This is a genomic window from Pseudomonas sp. PVC-3-1 (assembly GCF_057444315.1).
In genome coordinates this window covers 217,026-232,909 of sequence record NZ_CM172023.1, presented here as the reverse complement: position 1 = coordinate 232,909, position 15,884 = coordinate 217,026, and the positions used below count along the sequence as shown (strand labels likewise).

Sequence of the window (15,884 nt, the reverse complement as noted above, 5' to 3'; positions counted from 1 at the left end):
AATCCTCATTTATGGCTCATAAACTCCGGTTCCTGCGCTGCTTTTCGTCCCGCTGACGGCCTCTCGCTACAGATCCTGAACAGGTTCTGAGGCATGGGTGAGTTCGAACTGATCCGTCGCTACTTCGCCTCGGCCGCCTGTGCGGCCGGCGGCGAGGCAGTGGCATTGGGGATTGGCGACGACTGCGCGCTCCTCGCACCCAAGGCCGGCGAACAGCTGGCGATTTCCACCGACACGCTCGTTGTCGGTGTGCATTTCCCCACCGTCTGCGATCCCTTCCTGCTTGGCCAGCGTGCCCTGGCGGTGTCTGCCAGCGACCTGGCGGCCATGGGCGCATCGCCCATCGGCTTCACCCTTGCACTGACCCTGCCCGAGGCCGATCCGGCCTGGCTGGAAGGTTTCGCCCGTGGCTTGAATCAGAAGGCGCAGGAATGCGCGCTGGCGCTGATCGGCGGCGATACCACTCGTGGTCCACTAGCGATGACCGTCACCGTGTTCGGCGGCGTGCCCGCCGGGCAGGCGCTGACCCGCGCCGGTGCGCGGCCGGGCGACCTGCTGTGCGTCGGTGGTCCGTTGGGCGAGGCGGGCGGGGCGCTGCCGCTGGTGCTGGGCGAGATGACCGCCGAACCGGCCATCGCCGAGCCGCTGCTGGCGCGCTATTGGTCGCCGCAGCCGCAGCTGGCCTTCGGCCAGGCGCTGCGCGGCAAGGCTACGGCGGCGCTGGATATTTCCGACGGACTGCTCGCCGACTGCGGGCACATTGCCCGCGCCTCGGGCGTGGCGCTGATCGTCGAGGCTGACAAACTGCCGGAAAGCCCCGCGCTGGAAGCCCTGCTGGGCGCCGAACGCGCGCAACAGCTCAAGCTCGGCGCCGGTGACGACTACGTGCTTGCCTTTACTCTGCCCGCGGAACATTTGCCGGCACTTTCGGCGAACTGGCCGGCCCTGCGCGTGGTCGGTAGGGTGGAAGCCGGTTCGGGCGTGCGCGTGCTCGATGGCGCTGGCGCCGATATCACGCCGCGTCAGGGCGGCTACCTGCATTTCATGGAGTGACCGTGACAGAACACCCCAACCAGGCCCCGGCCCAACCCGTTCCTCATTCGGTGTGGAGCAATCCCTGGCACTTCCTGGCTTTCGGCTTCGGCTCGGGCACCCTGCCCAAGGCGCCGGGCACCTGGGGTTCGCTGGTTGCGCTACCCTTCATACCACTCTGGCAGATGCTGCCGGACTGGGGCTACTGGCTGATGCTGGGCGTCACCATGCTGTTCGGCTTCTGGCTGTGCGGCAAAGTCGCCGACGATCTGCGCGTGCACGATCATGAAGGCATCGTCTGGGACGAGATGGTCGGCATGTGGATCACCCTCTGGCTGGTGCCGGAAGGTTGGTGGTGGTTGCTGGTCGGTTTCGTGGTGTTCCGCATCGTCGACATTGCCAAGCCCTGGCCGATCAGCTGGATCGACCGCAACGTCCACGGCGGCGTCGGCATCATGCTGGACGATGTGCTGGCCGGCGTGTTCGCCTGGCTGGTGATGCAAGGCCTGACATGGGGTTGGGCCCACTGGCTGATCTGAGGAAGATCGATGCGCCGACTGCTGTGCCTGCTCCTGTGCCTGTGCTCGCTGTCGGCCTGGGCCGCTGAAGCCCCTGCGGAAAAGCCCGCCGGGTTGCCGGGGGAGATCCGCGTGGTCAGCGAGGTCTGGGTCAACTACACCCAGGCCGATGGCCGTGGCCTGGCCTGGGACCTCCTGCGGGCGCTCTACGAACCCGAAGGCGTACGCCTGAGCCTGCGCAGCGAGCCTTACGTGCGCTCGGTCGGGCTGGTACAGCGCGGCGAGGCGGACGCCTGGGTCGGCTCCTACCGTAACGAAATCGACCACATCATCTATCCGCACTGGCCCTATGACGTCGACCCCATCGGCGCGCTGGGCCTGACGACGTCTCCCCAACCGACCCTCGCCACGCTGGATCGCTACCGCCTGGCGTGGATGCGCGGCTACGCCTTTGACCGCTACCTGGATCACCTCAAGCAGCGCAACGAACTGCAGCGGCGCAGCTCGGCGCTGCCGATGCTCGATGGCCATCGCATCGACTACTTCATCGACGCCCGCCCCGAATTGGAAGAGATGATCGACGCCAGGGGCGTCGACGCCAGCGTCTACCACATCACCGATATCGGCTCGATTCCGCTGTATCTTGGCTTCGCCAACAATGACCGTGGGCGCGCGCTGGCCAAGCTCTATGATTCGCGCATGCAGGCGCTCTACCGCAGCGGCGAACTGGAGCGCATCTTCGCCCGCTGGCAATGGCCCTACGCCCCGCTGAAACCGCTGCTGCCGCCCAAGGAGTGATCTTCATGCCGCGCCTGTCCGCCCTGATCTGCCTGTCACTCTGTGCCTTCGCTGCCACGGCGGCGCCCCAGGTGCGGGTGGTAGGGCTGTTCCCCGGCGCCGCGGTGCTCAACATCGATGGCCAGCGCAAGCTGCTCAAGGTCGGCCAGACCGGGCCCGAAGGCGTGCAGGTAGTCAGCGCCGACAGCCACAAGGCGGTGCTGCGCGTTGGTGGAGTCGAGCAGACGTACGAGTTGTCCCGCGAATACAACGACGCCGGCTACGCAGCGCCAACGGCCCGTGCCGAGACCAGCATTGCCCGTGGCACCGGCGGCCATTACTGGGTGGCCGGCACCATCAACAACCAGAATGCGCAGTTCCTGGTGGACACCGGCGCCACGTCGGTGGCCATGAACGAGGGCCAGGCCCGGCGCCTGGGGCTCGATTACCGCGCCAACGGCACACCGATGATGGCCTCCACCGCCAGCGGCACCGTCAAGGGCTGGCGGGTAACGCTCAACAGTGTGAAGCTCGGTGGCGTCGAGGTGCTGGGAGTGGAAGCCGCGGTACTCGAAGGCGACTTCCCCACCGACATCCTGCTGGGCATGAGCTACCTCAATCGCGTGGGCTGGCGGGAAGATCAGGGCGTGATGTACATCCAGGCAAAGCACTGATTCCGCCTTTCCCATCGCGGCTTCTATCAAAAGCGTCGATGCTTATCTTGCAGAATTCGCAATGACGGTGCGGCCGGCGCTGCTGCTACAATGCCGGTCCTCCTTCCTTAGATAAATCTTTCAGGAGTTTCCGGTGTCTGTCGTTTTCGTCGCCGCCTCCAAGCTGCCCACCCCCTTTGGCGAATTCACCATGCACGGCTTCCTCGATGAGGAAACCGGCAAGGAACACGTCGCCCTGACCATGGGCAAGCTCGATGACGGCCTGCCGGTGCTGGGGCGTCTGCATTCCGAATGCCTTACCGGCGATGCGCTGTTCAGCCTGCGCTGCGACTGCGGTTTCCAACTCGAGGGCGCACTGTCGGCCATCGCCAAGGAAGGCCGCGGCGTCCTGCTGTACTTGCGTCAGGAAGGCCGTGGCATCGGCCTGCTCAACAAGATCCGCGCCTACGCCCTGCAGGACGAAGGTGCCGATACCGTGGAAGCCAACCTGGCACTGGGCTTTGGCGCTGACCAGCGTGACTATGCCATGTGCCTGCCGATGCTCAAGCACCTGGGCGTCTGCTCGCTGAAGCTGATGACCAACAACCCGCGCAAGGTGAAGGCGCTGGAAGGCTACGGCCTGACCGTCGCCGAGCGCGTGCCGCTGCAGAAGGGCCTGAACCCGCACAACAAGCGTTACCTGCAGACCAAGGCAGGCAAGCTGGGCCACATGCTGGGCAACATGCATCAGGGCGAAGCCGAGGCCGAGGCATCCGCTTCGTGAACCGCGCCGCTGCCCGGCGCCGGTTGAATCTGCTCTGGTGGCTGCTGCTGGCGCTCGCGCTGGCACCGCAGCACCTGATGCTGGCGCTGGTGGGTGATGCGCCGTTCTCGGACACGCTGGCCACGCCGGTGTTCGTCGTCGGCCTGCTGTCGATGTTCCTCACCCTGCCGTTGTTCCGTCGCTACAAGCACGCGCTGATCGCTACCGGCAAGGCTCGCGATGGCGCGGACGAGCCTTCGGCCTGGCAGGCACTGGGCGCCGCGCAGCGCCGTGGTGCACTGGTGGGCAGCATTCCGGCCTGGATCGGTGCCCTGGCGGTGCTGGTCGACCTGCATGGTGTGCCGGTCCTGCTGCTGGGCTTCTCCAGCCTGGTCATCCTCTGGCTGTACCGCCTGCCGCGCCAACTGGCCTGATGCGCCGCGTCGTCTGCCTGCTCCTGTTGCTCGCCGGTTTCCCCATTGCGGCAGCGGAGCGGGTGGTCAGCCTGGCCCCTTCGCTCACCGACATGGTCCTCGAACTGGGCGCCGCCGACCGGCTGGCCGGCCTGCTCGATGGCGGGCCGCGTCCTGAATCGCTGAAAAGCTTGCCGTCCGTCGGCCGGTACGGCCAGGTCAATCTCGAACAGATTCTTGCCCTGCAGCCCGACCTGCTGCTGGTCTGGCCTGGCGCCGTGCCTGACGCGCAGTTGCAGCGCCTGAAGTCCGTGGGCATTCCGGTCTACGTGGCCGATCCGCACCGTCTGCAAGATATCTCCCGGCAGTTCCGCGAACTCGGCGAGCGCCTGGGACGGGTGGAGAAGGGGCGTGAACTGGCGGAAGCCTTCGATACGCGCATGGCCCAGTTGCGGGCGCAGTACCACCGTGAGCAGCCGCTCAAGGTGTTCTACCAGGTGTGGGATCGCCCGCTCTATACCGTGGGAGGTCGGCAGATCATCAGCGAGGCGCTGGAAGTCTGTGGTGGTCGCAACCTGTTCGCCGATCTCGATCTGCCGGCGCCGCAGGTCGGCCAGGAGGCGGTGCTGGCGCGTGACCCGCAGGTGATCCTGGCGGCCAGCGAGGACCAGTTGCGCGGTTGGAATGGCATGCAGCAGCTTGCCGCCACGCGGCTCAGGCAGCTCTGGGTGGTGCCGGATCGCAACCTGGAGAAGCCCAGCTTTGCGATGCTCGAAGCCACCGAGAAACTCTGCCGGTTGCTCGCTGGAGCAAAGGTCGCCGACTGACCCGCACGGGTTCGCGAGCAAGCTCGCTCCTACAGGTTGCCGGAAGCGCCGGTGCGCTCTTTGTAGGAGCGAGCTTGCTCGCGAACCTCTGTGCCTGGAGGCGAGGAGCAGACTGTAGGGCGGATAACCCCGCCCTACAGTCCATCGGTGCCAGAGGTCAGAAGCCTTCCAGCACGATCTTGCCCTTGGCCGTGTTGCTTTCCAGCAGCGCATGGGCGCGGCGCAGGTTGGCCGCGTCGATCTTGCCGAAGTGCTCGCCCAGGGTGGTCTTCAGCACGCCGCTGTCGATCAGGCCGGCCACGCGTTGCAGCAGCTTGTGCTGCTCGATCATGTCGTCGGTCTGGAACATCGAGCGGGTGTACATGAACTCCCAGTGCAGCGACAGGCTCTTCTGCTTGAGCAGGCGCACGTCGAGGTTTTCCGGATCGTCGATCAGCGCAAGGCGGCCCTGCGGGCGCAGGCTCGCGACAATTTCGGGCAGATGCTGCTCGGTCTGGTTGAGGCTGGCCACGTGGGTGACTTCGCCGACACCGATGCGCTTGAGCTCTTCGCTCAGCGGCTTGCGGTGATCGATCACGTGATGCGCGCCGAGGTTGCGCACCCATTCCTGGGTTTCCGGGCGCGAAGCGGTGCCGATCACGGTCATGCCGGTGAGCTGGCGCGCCAGCTGGGTAAGGATCGAGCCAACGCCGCCGGCCGCGCCGACGATCAGCAGGCTCTGGCCCTTGCTGGCGCTGCCCTCGGCCACCTGCAGGCGATCGAACAGCAACTCCCAGGCGGTGATGGTGGTCAGCGGCAGCGCGGCGGCGTGGGCGAAGTCCAGGCTCTGCGGCATCGGGCCGACGATGCGCTCGTCCACCAATTGCAGCTCGGCGTTACTGCCGGGGCGGGTCAGGTCGCCGGCATACCAGACCTTGTCGCCCGGCTTGAACAGGCTGACCTCGCTGCCCACCGCGCGGACCACGCCGCTGGCGTCCCAGCCGAGCACCTTGTGCTGGCCTGGGGCGGGCTGGGCGCGCTGGCGCACCTTGGTGTCCACCGGGTTGACGGAGATGGCTCGCACTTCCACCAGCAGGTCGCGCGGGCCGGGCGTGGGCTCGGGTAGCTGGATGTCGAGCAGGGAATTGGCGTCGCTGCTGGGCAGGCTCTGGGTGTAGCCGATGGCTTTCATGGGAATTCCTATGCGCTCTGAGCGGTCAGTCGATGCGGTTCATCAGGCGGATATCGAGTTCCGCCAGATCGGGTTCGGCGGCCTTGACGAAGGCCTGGAAGTGCGGGCTCGCCTCGTGCTCGGCCAGGGCTTCCGCGTCGCGCCATTGCTCGATCATGTAGATCAGCTCGGCGTCCTTGATGTCGCGGTGCAGGTCGTACTGCAGGCAGCCGGCTTCGGCACGGGACGGTTCGAGCATGCCGTGCAGGCGCTCCTGCAGGCTGTCGGCGCGGCCGGGTTTGGCGCGAATGATGGCGATCAGGGTCAGGCTCATCCGGGTGTCTCCAGTTGGGCGGGGAAGGTGAGGGCATGCTGCTCTCTTTCGTCAGCGAGAAAAACCGCGTAAGTAGAGAGTCTCTTTCAAAGGATTTTTGAAAATGCTGCGTTTCGACGACCTGCAGATATTCGTCCGCACCGCCGAGCGCGGCAGTCTCTCCGCCGCGGCCCGTAAGCTGGAGTTGTCGCCGGCCGTGGCCAGTGCCGCGCTCAAGCGCCTGGAAAGCGAACTGGATGTGCGCCTGTTCGCCCGCTCCACCCGCAGCCTGCGCCTGACCGCCGAGGGCGAGCTGTACCTGGCCCACGCCCGCGCGGCGTTGCAGAGCCTGGACGACGGCCGCCAGCTGCTGGCCGGAGGCAAGAGTGAGATCGCCGGAAATTTCCAGGTGTCGGCACCCTCGGATTTCGGCCGCAACGTGTTACTGCCCTGGCTCGATGAGTTCCAGGCCTTGCACCCGCGGATGAACCTGCGCCTGCTGATCAGCGACCGTCAGGCCGATCTCTACCGGCAGCCAGTGGATGTGGCCTTCCGCCTGGGCTTGCCGGGCGACTCGAATCTGGTGGCGCTGCCGTTGGCCCCCGATAACCGGCGGGTGTTATGCGCCGCGCCGGAGTATTTCTCCCGCCACGGCAAGCCGACGCATCCGGACGAGCTGCAGCGGCACAACTGCCTGCTGTACATGCTGGGTGGGCGCGCCCATGAGCGCTGGCGCTTCAGCGACAGCCGCAAGCAGCATGAGGTGACGGTGCGCGGCGACCGCCTCTGCGATGACGCCGATGTGGTGCGACGCTGGGCCGTGGCAGGGCAGGGGCTGGTGTACAAGTCCTGGCTGGACGTAGCGGCGGACGTGCGCGCCGGCCGGCTGGAAGTGGCACTGGCGGACTATCTGGGCGAAGCCACGCCGATGAATCTGTTCTGTACCCACCGCGCCCAGCTGAGCCGGGCGGTGACCCAGTTGCGGGAATTCGTCCAGTTGCGCTGCGCCGAACTGATGCGCGAGCGCCCCTGGGCCTGAGGTCGGGTCAGAGCGGTGCGTAGCGGTGGATCGCCGCCGAGAGCCCCCAGGCGCTGGCCACTGCCAGCAGCACCAGGGCGGTCGGCAGCAGGCTCCACCAGATGCGGGGCGCCAGTGCTGGCAATTCGATGCGGCGCTGGCTTATCCACAGGCTGGCGGCGCAGACCGCGGCGCCAAGCAGGGCGCCGGCGATGATGTCGCTGGGCCAGTGGGCGCCCAGGTAAACGCGGGACATCGCGATGCTGGCGGCGGGGATCACCGCCAGCAGCATCCAGGTCAGGCGCACGCGCGGCGATTTCTCCCGGCTGGCCAGCACGCCCAGTACCAGGAAGAACGCGAAGGACGCCGAACTGTGCCCGCTGGGCATGCTGAAGGCCGATAGCGGGTCGGCGATCACTTCCGGTCGGGCGCGGCCGAAGAGATGTTTGAGCGTGGTATTGAGCAGCGCGGTGCCCACCATGGTGCCGGCGGCGAAGAAAGCGTGGCGCCACAGCCGCAGGGCGGCCAGCAGTACGGCCAGCAGCGCGCCGGCGATGAACTGGGTGCGGAAGTCGCCCACACGGGTGACGGCGACCATCACGTGGTCCAGCCAGGCGTGGCGGTGCTCCTGCACCAGCGCCATCAGGCCCTTGTCCAGGGCGTCCAGATGCGGCCAGCCGATCAGCAGGGCGAACAGCAGGGCGAAGCAACCGACGGCGCCTATCAGCGGTGCGTTGCGCTCCTTGCGCAGCTCGGCGTGGATCACCAGGGCGAATACCACCGCGATGCACGCGGCAACCACCCCGGCTTCCGGCCAGAAGCCTTCGGGCAGCGGCAGGCGCATGGCCGCGCCGGTGGCCCAGCCGGGCACCAGGTAGGCGATGGACCAGCCGGCGGCAGCGATGATGGAGACGATGACGAAGCGGCCGAAGGGCATGTCCAGCATGCCGGCAACCATCGGCAGGAAAGGCCGCAGCGCGCCGATGAAGCGACCCACCAGCAGGCTCGCCACGCCATAGCGGTGGAAGAAGCCTTCCGCGCTGGCAATCCATTCCGGATGGTGGCGCAGCACCGGCAGGCGGCGGATGTCCTGATGGAAGTGGCGACCGATCCAGTAGGACGACAAGTCACCGAGCAGGCCGCCGAAGAACGCCAATGCCAGGGTTTCCCCCAGCCCCAGCGCGCCGCTGCCGGCCAGTACGGCAATGGCGAAGAGCATCACCACGCCGGGCAGGATGATGCCGATGATGGCCGCGCATTCGAGGAAGGCGACCAGGAACAGAACAAGGGCGAGCCATTGCGGATGGGTGGCCATCCAGGTGTTGAAGGCGGCGAGGTCGATCATCGGAAGGTGGCGTCCTGGGTTCCGAGCAGGTGGTAGTCATGGCCTTCGACCTGTCCGCGGCGCAGTGGGTTGCGCGTGCAGAAGGGAGCGAAGGCGGCATCGACGAAACGGTACTGCAGGTGCTCGTCGCGGCCGTGGGGAATGCCCAGGCGCGCGGCCTGGATAACTTGCGAGGGTGTCTCGTCGAGATCGTCGACGAACAGGCGCTGCGGGTCGAAGCGCTGGGCGTCCCAGTCCGGGACCTTCAGGCCCATCGAACGGCAGAGCAGGGTCTGGCCGGAACACAGTTTTCCCAGCGCTCGCTCACTGCCGTTGGCGGCGGGGTTGAGCTGGCGCATGCAGGCCAGGGAGGCGTCACCGGAGATGCGGTCCATCCAGGGGTGGCCGGACTTGATCAGCACCGCATTGCCTGCGCCGCCGGCGCTGAAGTTCAGCGAATCGCCGCCGCGGGCGTAATACATGTAGATGTGCCCGCCATCGAGAAACAGCGCCTTGCGCTTTTCGGTGTAGCCCAGCGACGCGTGGCTGCCTTTCTCGGCCAGGTAATAGGCCTCGGTCTCGATGATCCGCGCGGACAGCCACAGATCACCGACCCGGTGGCGGATCACCTTGCCCAGCAGCTCGCGGGCGACGGTCAGGGCGTCGCGGTTGAAGAAGGCGTCCGGCAGGGGATTGGCCCCGGGCCAGGGCAAACTTAGGTTGGGTTCGGCGGGCATTGGATTGTCGCGGTTCTCGGGCCGGTCTTAGGCTGGGGAATCATAACAACAAGATTCTTAAGCATGGCTGAACGGATCCGGGCCGACAGCGCCCACATCACCCCCAGTGCTCACTACACCGGTTACGTCTGGTATCGCCACCAACTGGCCGACCCGGCCTTTGCCACGGCGTTCGGCCGCTGGGTGCACGGCTGCGTGGCGCCGATCAACTGGGGCGCGCGGATCGGTTTCGGGCTGAATATCGAAGACTTCCTGTTACAACGTCACCTGCTGATCGATGCCCGCCTGACCCAGGCTATCGAGTCGCGCGGGGTCAGCCAGGTGGTGGAGATCGCCTGCGGGCTCTCGCCTCGCGGGCGGCGCTTTCGCGAGCGCTATCCGCACTTGACCTACCTGGAAGCCGACCTGCCGCCCATGGCAGCACGCAAGTCCGCGTTGCTGCAGGAGCAGGGCTGGCTGGACGGCAAGCACCGCGTGCGGGCTGTGGACATCCTCGCCGAGCAGGGCGAGCAGTGCCTCGCCGCGCTGCTGTCCGAACTGGACCCGGACCGCCCTGTGGCGGTGATCACCGAAGGGCTGGTGAATTATTTCCAGCGGCCGGTGATCGAGGGGTTCTGGCGTCGCCTGTCCTCGGCGCTGCGGGTGTTCCCCGAGGCGACCTACCTGACCGAGCTGTATCCCGACCTGCGCGAGCACCCGCGCTACCGGCAGATCCGCTGGGGCGTAGGACTGATCGGCCGGCTGACGCGGGGCGGTTATCCGCTGCATTACCGCAGTGCGACGGAGATCGAGGAGGCGTTCATCGGTTGCGGGTTCGGCCGGGTGGGCGTGCTCGATCCGCAGGTGGATGGCGTGGGACTGGGGCTGCCGAAGGGGCGGATGCCGAGTCTGGTGCGGGTGATCGAGGCACGGGTCTAGCGCCTGGGCTGGGCGGTTCGCGAGCAAGCTCGCTCCTACAGCCGTCCGGGTGCGCTGCAGCTGCTCTTTGTAGGAGCGAGCTTGCTCGCGAACACTATCAATGCGGGGCGCTTGTGCCCGCGCTTCCCTCTCCCCCCAGCCCTCTCCCAGGGGGAGAGGGAGTCATTCCGTGCAGGCCTGCGCATCTGACGTTTCGCATGATGCCGTTCCAGTCTCCTCTCCCTTCAGGGAGAGGGAAGAGCCCGACCTCCGAAATCGCTACATTCAAACCATCAAGCCGCACACGCCCCCTGCTGCATCGGCACTACCATCGCTGCCAGCGCGGCGCTGGCCTGTGGGTCGCCGTGGGCGAAGATGAATGCCAGGCCGTCGCCGCTGTAGCGCAGCGGCAGGATATCCAGCTCCGGCAGTCCGGCGGCGGTCAACTTCCAGCCGCGCGCGGGGCGATCCATCGGCAACTCGACGCGAATCAGGCCACCGAAATACCCCAGCTCCGCCAATTCGCAACGCCACTCGCCGCCTTCGCCATTGCATAGCACGGCGCGAGTGTCGGCCGGCGCCAGGCGCGGCTCGAAGCGGCGCTCCAGATGCAGCAGTTGCTGGCGCTGGAAGCGAGTGCTGCCAGCCGCGCTGCGCGGCAGCGGTTCGCCACGCAGGAAGGGGTTGTACAGCCGCGCACAAGCGTCGCGGCGCTCGAACTGGGCCAGATGGTCGGCGTTGTGGATCAGCGCGAATTCGGCGTCCGCGCAGGCATGGGCGAACTCGGCGTGTTCCCAGGGCTGGGTGAAGTGGTCGTACTCGCCAGCCAGCACCAGGGTTGGGCATTGTGGGTGGCGGTCGAAGCCGCCGAAGGCCAGCAGGCGCTGGCTGTTCTGCCGATAGCGTTCGATCTCCGCCGGGGTCAGGCGCTGCAATTGGCGTAGCAGGGCTTTGCGGAATACCGGGGAGACACCGGTGTCGGCCAGCCGCAGCGGGTTGATCAGGCCGGTCAGCACGCCGTGGGCGAAGGGCGTCTGCTCGCCCAGTTCCAGGCGCGCCAGGGCTTCCACCAGTAGCGCGCGGGCGCCGGGACGGCCGAAGGCGGTGATGCCGGCCAGCAGCAGACGGCCGCAGCGCGCCGGGTGACGAGCGGCGAACAGCGCGGCCAGCGCCGAGCCGTAGGACAGCCCGATCGGCATCAGCGGTGGCAACTGCAGCGTTTCGGCGAAGGCGGCGATCAGGTCAGCCAGGTCCTCCAGGCTCAGCTGCGGCGCCAGTTGCAGGTTGCCGCCCTGGCTGGGCAGGTCGAGCAGGATCACCGGGTGCCCGGCGAGCAGCTCCGAGACCTCGCTGGCAAAGGAGCGGAAGCTCTGGAATGCGCCACCCAACAGCAGGACTGGCGGGCGAGTGTCATCTTCCCGGGAGGAGAAGGCCTGGTAGTGCAGTTGCCAACCGTCCAGTTCCAGCACCGCCGGGGCGGCGGTCAGGGACTGGGCGCTGTAATCGGTGCGATAGCGCATGGCAGTTCTCCGGCGGTGGGCCGCCTCTTGTTGTTCTTCCCTGGCCTGATTCCCTGGCATGCGAGCACGGCGGGGGCAATTAGCCATGCTTGCAAAGTAACCAGCCGATACGAATTTGGTTACCCAACCTTCGGGCGGTGGAGAGGCGCGCCGGGTGTACGCAGCGGTTCCAGCCAAGCCAGCAAAGGAGTCGGGGAAATGGCCTTGTCGCTGGGGGCTTTCTTGCTCAGGGGGAGACGGTAATGCAAATAAACAAGTTCGCTGTATTTGGCTGTCTCCGGCGATTCGGGAGAAATCTTACAGAGACTGAGGGGGGATCTGGCTTGCGTGTTTGTTTTTCGTAAGTAAATTAATTAAACATTTTTATTCGATCTTTTCCTGTGAGAGTGCTGAGCGCTCTATTTCTCGCCTGGCTCAGGTTGCTGGAGTTATCTATGGGTAAAAAAATGTGTTGCTCTTGCCTGGTGGGAAAAGTTCTGGTTGCGATTTTTTCTATGATTGTACTGGGCCTTTCCTGCACCGCTCAGGCCGCAAGTTGTACCTCGATGCCATCCATGCCTTATCTGCAGGCCGCTAATAATATTGCCGTTCCATTCGGATTGGCGGACGGGAGTACTGTCCCAGGTACAGTGCGGATGTTTACATTTAGTGGGCTTTGCCAGAATCCGGATGGTAACCAAAGTATATATGCCGGAGCTCCTATAGTGTCCTGCTACTACGGGTCTGGCACGGAAGTTCTCCCTGGAGTTTATTCAACAGGGGTGGCTGGTCTTGGTATTCGATTGCGTAATTCCAGCGGCCAGCCCATGCAAAATGCCGCGGGAATCCATTGTGATACGCGCAGTGCATTGCTGGGGACCCTGAATAGCGATCTGTCTTATTCTGTTACGGTTTCAATCGAGTTTGTCAAAATAGGTCAGATAACGGGTGGGGCCTTAAGTGAGACACAAACTCGCTTTGGTTTCGGAGTGTACCAATCGGCAGTAGGTTTGGGCGGTTCTAGTAATTATATCGGATTTGTCGGCGATGTTTCTGTTCGTTCAATTACATGTAGTACGGTTTCTCCCCTGACTATCGATCTGGGAGTTGTGCAGGCCTCCACTTTGGTAGGGGTGGGGACGGTAGGAAAGCCAGTGCCTTTTACCATCAAGCTGAACTGTGACAGTCCGGCTGTGGTTGGCGTGACTTTTGATGGGGTTGGTGTTCCTGTTAGTTCCGCCGCGCAGGGGGTTGTTGGCGTTCAGTCAGGAGTCGATGCTGCACAGGGGATTGGCGTTCAACTTGTTAGTCAAGGTGCCAATACACCGGTTCCGCTACAGGTCAGAAATGCGCTTGGCAGCATTCAGGCGAATACAACACAGAACTATGAATATGCTCTTAGATATTACAGTCTTGCCGCCAGGCCCGCTCCTGGTACGGTAAATGGTGCGATGGTATACACTTTCGATTACCAATGACGCTTAATATTTGCTGAAGTTTTGTCGGGACGATGGGACTTGCCCGACGGCTCCGCCTGGAGCACTGGAATCGGAGACGGTTAGGTGCTCTGGCTTATGCTGTGCCGGCTGGCTGCTGCGTCTGGTCGTTAAGGGTATGCTCCAGCTATACTCGATCATTTCCCTCACGCAGACGCGTTAGATCATGACCGAGTCCGTTCTCGACTATATGAGCCGCCTGGGCCGCGCCGCCCGTGAAGCGTCGCGCGTTGTCGCGCGCGCCACGACCGCGCAGAAGAACAAAGCCCTGCTGGCCGCAGCCGATGCCCTGGACGCCGCCCGCGCCCAGCTGACCGAAGCCAACGAACAGGATCTGGCCAATGGCCGTGCCAACGGTCTGGAGCCAGCCATGCTCGACCGCCTGGCCCTGACCCCGGCGCGCATCGACGACATGATCGAAGGCCTGCGCCAGGTCGCCACGCTGCCGGACCCGATCGGCGAGATCCGCGACATGCGCTACGTGCCGTCCGGCATCCAGCTGGGCAAGATGCGTGTGCCGCTGGGCGTGGTGGGGATCATCTATGAATCCCGTCCGAACGTGACCATTGACGCCGCCAGCCTGTGCCTGAAGTCGGGCAACGCCACCATCCTGCGTGGTGGGTCCGAGGCGATCCACTCCAACCAGGCGATTGCCGCGTGCATCCAGAAGGGCCTGGCCGACGCCGGCCTGCCCGCCAGCGTCGTGCAGGTCGTGGAAACCACCGACCGTGCCGCTGTCGGTGCGCTGATCACCATGCCCGAGTACGTGGACGTCATCGTTCCGCGCGGCGGCAAGGGCCTGATCGAGCGTATCAGCCGCGATGCCAAGGTGCCGGTGATCAAGCACCTGGACGGTATCTGCCATGTCTACATCGACGTCGCCGCCGATCTGGACAAGGCGATCCGCGTTGCCGACAACGCCAAGACCCAGCGCTACGCACCGTGCAACACCATGGAGACGCTGCTGGTGCACGCCGGCATCGCCGACCGCGTGCTGCCGCCGCTGGCTGCCATCTACCGTGACAAGGGCGTGGAACTGCGTGGCGACGCCGCCACCCGTGCGCTGCTGGGCGCCGATGTGCTCGAAGCCACCGAGGAAGACTGGCGCACCGAGTACAACGCGCCGATCCTGTCGATCCGCATCGTCGATGGCCTCGACTCGGCCATCGAGCACATCAATACCTACGGCTCGCAGCACACCGACGCAATCATCACCGAGAACTTCACCGATGCCCGCCGCTTCCTCACCGAAGTGGACTCGGCCTCGGTCATGGTCAACGCCTCGACTCGCTTCGCCGATGGTTTCGAGTACGGCCTGGGCGCTGAGATCGGCATTTCCACCGACAAGCTGCACGCCCGCGGCCCGGTCGGCCTGGAAGGCCTGACCAGCGAGAAATACGTGGTGTTCGGTGACGGACACGTGCGGACCTGATGAACAAGGCGCTTTCCCGGCGGGTCGGTCTGTTCGGTGGCACCTTCGACCCGGTGCACATCGGTCACCTGCGCAGCGCGCTGGAGATGGCCGAACAGTTCGAGTTCGACGAGTTGCGCCTGATCCCCAATTTCCGTCCGCCGCACCGCGACACCCCCCAGGTGAAACCGGAGCAGCGGCTGGCGATGGTCGAGCTGGCAGTAGCCGGCGTCGACCCGCTGGTGGTCGACGACCGCGAGCTGAAACGTGACAAACCCTCCTACACCATCGACACCCTGGAGTCGCTGCGTGGGGAGCTGGATGAGCAGGACCAGTTGTTCCTGCTGGTCGGCTGGGACGCATTCTGCGGCCTGCCGACCTGGCATCGCTGGGAAGAGTTGCTGGAGCACTGTCATATCGTCGTGCTGCAGCGCCCGGATGCCGACAGCGAGCCGCCGGAAGACCTGCGCGACCTGCTGGCGGCGCGCAGTGTTGCCGACCCGAAGGCAATGACCGGCCCCGCCGGGCAGATCACCTTCGTCTGGCAGACGCCGCTTGCAGTATCCGCCACCCAGATCCGCCAACTCCTGTCGCAGGGGCGCTCGGTGCGCTACCTGGTGCCGGATGCGGTATTGAACTATATCGAGGCGCACGGCCTGTACCAGGCGCCCCACTGATCAAGCTAGAGAGTCATACATGCAAACCGAACAACTGGTCGAACTGACCATCGCCGCCCTGGAAGATCTCAAGGCGCAGGACATCACCGTCATCGACGTGCGCGAGAAAACCAGCATCACCGACGTCATGGTCATCGCCACCGGCGCCTCCAGCCGTCAGGTCAAGTCGCTGGCCGACAACGTGCTGGAAAAGGTCAAGGAACAGGGCGTTCGCCCGATCGGCAGCGAAGGCCAGGAAGGCGGCGAGTGGGTCCTGATCGACCTCGCCAACGTCGTGGTCCACGTCATGCAGCCGGCCACCCGCCAGTTCTACGACCTGGAGCGTCTGTGGCAGGGCGCCGAGCAGAGCCGCGCGTCCCACAGCGCCGAGTAAGCCTGT

General features: G+C 65.2%; 18 protein-coding genes. 13 read left to right on the top strand and 5 right to left on the bottom strand.

All coding sequences use genetic code 11. From position 1 onward, the window contains the following. The first annotated feature begins 93 nt into the window (after nt 1–93). The 7 genes from thiL to AC2T4A_RS01100 all read left to right on the top strand — a co-directional run bounded on the left by thiL (nt 94) and on the right by AC2T4A_RS01100 (nt 4,983). Nucleotides 94–1,053 carry a thiamine-phosphate kinase gene (gene thiL / locus AC2T4A_RS01130; protein WP_486742571.1) on the top strand — a complete coding sequence of 320 codons (960 nt, stop codon included), beginning with the start codon at nt 94–96 and terminating at the stop codon, nt 1,051–1,053. A gap of 2 nt (nt 1,054–1,055) precedes the next feature. Next, the gene (locus tag AC2T4A_RS01125; protein ID WP_192434968.1) at nt 1,056–1,571 is read left to right on the top strand and encodes a phosphatidylglycerophosphatase A family protein; all 516 of its coding nucleotides are present in this window, start codon (nt 1,056–1,058) and stop codon (nt 1,569–1,571) included. A 9-nt stretch (nt 1,572–1,580) separates the two neighbouring features. Further along, nucleotides 1,581–2,348: a substrate-binding periplasmic protein gene (locus tag AC2T4A_RS01120; RefSeq protein WP_416746313.1), complete on the top strand. Its 768-nt coding sequence runs from the start codon at nt 1,581–1,583 to the stop codon at nt 2,346–2,348. Between the two features lie 5 nt (nt 2,349–2,353). Beyond that, nucleotides 2,354–3,001, top strand: a complete 648-nt coding sequence (locus AC2T4A_RS01115; protein ID WP_486742570.1) for a retropepsin-like aspartic protease family protein — start codon at nt 2,354–2,356, stop codon at nt 2,999–3,001. Nucleotides 3,002–3,134: 133 nt separating this feature from the next. Beyond that, nucleotides 3,135–3,764 carry a GTP cyclohydrolase II gene (ribA, locus tag AC2T4A_RS01110; protein ID WP_416746309.1) on the top strand — a complete coding sequence of 210 codons (630 nt, stop codon included), beginning with the start codon at nt 3,135–3,137 and terminating at the stop codon, nt 3,762–3,764. Then, nucleotides 3,761–4,177: an MFS transporter gene (locus AC2T4A_RS01105; protein ID WP_486742569.1), complete on the top strand. Its 417-nt coding sequence runs from the start codon at nt 3,761–3,763 to the stop codon at nt 4,175–4,177. Before ribA ends, AC2T4A_RS01105 begins: the two co-directional genes overlap by 4 nt. Beyond that, nucleotides 4,177–4,983, top strand: a complete 807-nt coding sequence (locus tag AC2T4A_RS01100) for a cobalamin-binding protein (protein ID WP_486742568.1) — start codon at nt 4,177–4,179, stop codon at nt 4,981–4,983. The genes AC2T4A_RS01105 and AC2T4A_RS01100 overlap by 1 nt, the downstream gene beginning before the upstream one ends. Before the next feature lie 157 nt (nt 4,984–5,140). Here the strand turns inward: AC2T4A_RS01100 and AC2T4A_RS01095 are convergent, their stop codons facing one another. After that, nucleotides 5,141–6,154 (bottom strand): zinc-binding alcohol dehydrogenase family protein, encoded by a 1,014-nt coding sequence (locus tag AC2T4A_RS01095; protein WP_416746303.1) that lies wholly within the window; start codon nt 6,152–6,154, stop codon nt 5,141–5,143. Between the two features lie 25 nt (nt 6,155–6,179). Beyond that, nucleotides 6,180–6,467 carry a putative quinol monooxygenase gene (locus AC2T4A_RS01090; protein WP_416746301.1) on the bottom strand — a complete coding sequence of 96 codons (288 nt, stop codon included), beginning with the start codon at nt 6,465–6,467 and terminating at the stop codon, nt 6,180–6,182. Between the two features lie 103 nt (nt 6,468–6,570). Between AC2T4A_RS01090 and AC2T4A_RS01085 the strand changes: the two genes are divergently transcribed. Beyond that, nucleotides 6,571–7,485: a LysR family transcriptional regulator gene (locus AC2T4A_RS01085; protein WP_486742567.1), complete on the top strand. Its 915-nt coding sequence runs from the start codon at nt 6,571–6,573 to the stop codon at nt 7,483–7,485. A 7-nt stretch (nt 7,486–7,492) separates the two neighbouring features. Here AC2T4A_RS01085 and AC2T4A_RS01080 read toward each other — a convergent pair whose 3' ends face one another. Beyond that, entirely contained in the window at nt 7,493–8,809 is a 1,317-nt protein-coding gene (locus tag AC2T4A_RS01080) for a bifunctional DedA family/phosphatase PAP2 family protein (RefSeq protein ID WP_486742565.1), read from the bottom strand. Next, on the bottom strand, nt 8,806–9,525 hold the full coding sequence (locus AC2T4A_RS01075) for a DNA-3-methyladenine glycosylase (protein ID WP_486742564.1): 720 nt from the start codon (nt 9,523–9,525) through the stop codon (nt 8,806–8,808). The genes AC2T4A_RS01080 and AC2T4A_RS01075 overlap by 4 nt, the downstream gene beginning before the upstream one ends. A gap of 63 nt (nt 9,526–9,588) precedes the next feature. Between AC2T4A_RS01075 and AC2T4A_RS01070 the strand changes: the two genes are divergently transcribed. Beyond that, a complete protein-coding gene (locus AC2T4A_RS01070; protein WP_416746292.1) occupies nt 9,589–10,443 on the top strand; it encodes a class I SAM-dependent methyltransferase in 855 nt (284 codons plus the stop codon). Between the two features lie 272 nt (nt 10,444–10,715). Here the strand turns inward: AC2T4A_RS01070 and AC2T4A_RS01065 are convergent, their stop codons facing one another. Next, nucleotides 10,716–11,942 (bottom strand): alpha/beta fold hydrolase, encoded by a 1,227-nt coding sequence (locus AC2T4A_RS01065; protein ID WP_416746291.1) that lies wholly within the window; start codon nt 11,940–11,942, stop codon nt 10,716–10,718. Nucleotides 11,943–12,376: 434 nt separating this feature from the next. Here AC2T4A_RS01065 and AC2T4A_RS01060 point away from each other — a divergent pair, with 434 nt between their 5' ends. From AC2T4A_RS01060 to rsfS, 4 genes are all read left to right on the top strand, one after another. Next, nucleotides 12,377–13,399 (top strand): fimbrial protein, encoded by a 1,023-nt coding sequence (locus AC2T4A_RS01060; RefSeq protein WP_486742563.1) that lies wholly within the window; start codon nt 12,377–12,379, stop codon nt 13,397–13,399. 184 nt (nt 13,400–13,583) lie between these two features. Further along, entirely contained in the window at nt 13,584–14,849 is a 1,266-nt protein-coding gene (locus AC2T4A_RS01055) for a glutamate-5-semialdehyde dehydrogenase (protein WP_478378491.1), read from the top strand. Beyond that, nucleotides 14,849–15,505: a nicotinate-nucleotide adenylyltransferase gene (gene nadD / locus AC2T4A_RS01050; protein ID WP_416746285.1), complete on the top strand. Its 657-nt coding sequence runs from the start codon at nt 14,849–14,851 to the stop codon at nt 15,503–15,505. The genes AC2T4A_RS01055 and nadD overlap by 1 nt, the downstream gene beginning before the upstream one ends. Nucleotides 15,506–15,524: 19 nt before the next feature. Further along, nucleotides 15,525–15,878, top strand: coding sequence for a ribosome silencing factor (gene rsfS / locus AC2T4A_RS01045; protein ID WP_024763994.1), 354 nt, complete (start codon nt 15,525–15,527; stop codon nt 15,876–15,878). Nucleotides 15,879–15,884 lie beyond the last annotated feature (6 nt).

Excerpts from the sequence above, each read along its gene's own strand:
- AC2T4A_RS01085 (WP_486742567.1), top strand. The coding sequence starts at position 6,571 with ATGCTGCGTTTCGACGACCTGCAGATATTCGTCCGCACCGCCGAGCGC.
- AC2T4A_RS01075 (WP_486742564.1), bottom strand. The coding sequence starts at position 9,525 with ATGCCCGCCGAACCCAACCTAAGTTTGCCCTGGCCCGGGGCCAATCCC.
- AC2T4A_RS01120 (WP_416746313.1), top strand. The coding sequence starts at position 1,581 with ATGCGCCGACTGCTGTGCCTGCTCCTGTGCCTGTGCTCGCTGTCGGCC.
- AC2T4A_RS01090 (WP_416746301.1), bottom strand. The coding sequence starts at position 6,467 with ATGAGCCTGACCCTGATCGCCATCATTCGCGCCAAACCCGGCCGCGCC.
- AC2T4A_RS01095 (WP_416746303.1), bottom strand. The coding sequence starts at position 6,154 with ATGAAAGCCATCGGCTACACCCAGAGCCTGCCCAGCAGCGACGCCAAT.
- AC2T4A_RS01055 (WP_478378491.1), top strand. The coding sequence starts at position 13,584 with ATGACCGAGTCCGTTCTCGACTATATGAGCCGCCTGGGCCGCGCCGCC.
- rsfS (WP_024763994.1), top strand. The coding sequence starts at position 15,525 with ATGCAAACCGAACAACTGGTCGAACTGACCATCGCCGCCCTGGAAGAT.
- thiL (WP_486742571.1), top strand. The coding sequence starts at position 94 with ATGGGTGAGTTCGAACTGATCCGTCGCTACTTCGCCTCGGCCGCCTGT.
- AC2T4A_RS01070 (WP_416746292.1), top strand. The coding sequence starts at position 9,589 with ATGGCTGAACGGATCCGGGCCGACAGCGCCCACATCACCCCCAGTGCT.
- AC2T4A_RS01060 (WP_486742563.1), top strand. The coding sequence starts at position 12,377 with ATGGGTAAAAAAATGTGTTGCTCTTGCCTGGTGGGAAAAGTTCTGGTT.
- AC2T4A_RS01115 (WP_486742570.1), top strand. The coding sequence starts at position 2,354 with ATGCCGCGCCTGTCCGCCCTGATCTGCCTGTCACTCTGTGCCTTCGCT.
- AC2T4A_RS01100 (WP_486742568.1), top strand. The coding sequence starts at position 4,177 with ATGCGCCGCGTCGTCTGCCTGCTCCTGTTGCTCGCCGGTTTCCCCATT.
- AC2T4A_RS01080 (WP_486742565.1), bottom strand. The coding sequence starts at position 8,809 with ATGATCGACCTCGCCGCCTTCAACACCTGGATGGCCACCCATCCGCAA.
- AC2T4A_RS01065 (WP_416746291.1), bottom strand. The coding sequence starts at position 11,942 with ATGCGCTATCGCACCGATTACAGCGCCCAGTCCCTGACCGCCGCCCCG.
- nadD (WP_416746285.1), top strand. The coding sequence starts at position 14,849 with ATGAACAAGGCGCTTTCCCGGCGGGTCGGTCTGTTCGGTGGCACCTTC.